We start from the raw sequence: 492 nt of genomic DNA, 5'->3' as shown, positions 1-492 counted from the left end.
CGGCCTCGCGCGCGGTCAGCGGGGAGTCCCCGGCGGCGATCGCGTCGGCGGCCAACTCGGGGTCGACGTAGCGGTTTCCGGCGTGCACCGTGCGGATGATCTCCGCGAGGCGCTGCGCGCTGACGGTCTTGGGGACGAATCCGCGCACCCCCGCGGCAAGCGCCCGCTTCAGGTGCCCCGGCCGCCCGTGACTGGTCACGATCAGCACCCGGCAGCCGGGCAGCTCCGCCCGCAGGGACGTGGCGACCTTCACACCGTCCGCGCCGGGCATCTGCAGGTCCAGGACGGCCACGTCGGGCGCGTGCGCCCGCGCCATCGCCAGCGCCTCCGGCCCGGTCGCGGCCTCGGCGACGACCAGCAGGTCGTCCTCCAGCGACAGCAGCGTGGCGAGCGCCCCCCGGATCAGGTGTTCGTCGTCGGCCAGCAGCAGTCGTACGGGCCGGGGTGCCGTCATGGGGTGACCTCGCTCAGGGGAAGGGGGGTGTGCGCGGC

The 492-nt window shown here is 75.4% G+C and carries 1 protein-coding gene; it reads right to left on the bottom strand.

The features are described 5' to 3' along the window. The coding region (locus B7L92_RS28155) for a response regulator (protein WP_081240190.1) at positions 1 to 454 on the bottom strand (454 nt) is incomplete at its 3' end. Between the last annotated feature and the right edge of the window lie 38 nt (positions 455 to 492).

The organism is Streptomyces viridosporus (assembly GCF_002078235.1).
GTDB classification, from domain to species: Bacteria; Actinomycetota; Actinomycetes; order Streptomycetales; family Streptomycetaceae; genus Streptomyces; species Streptomyces viridosporus.
This window is presented reverse-complemented; position numbering and strand designations above follow the sequence as displayed.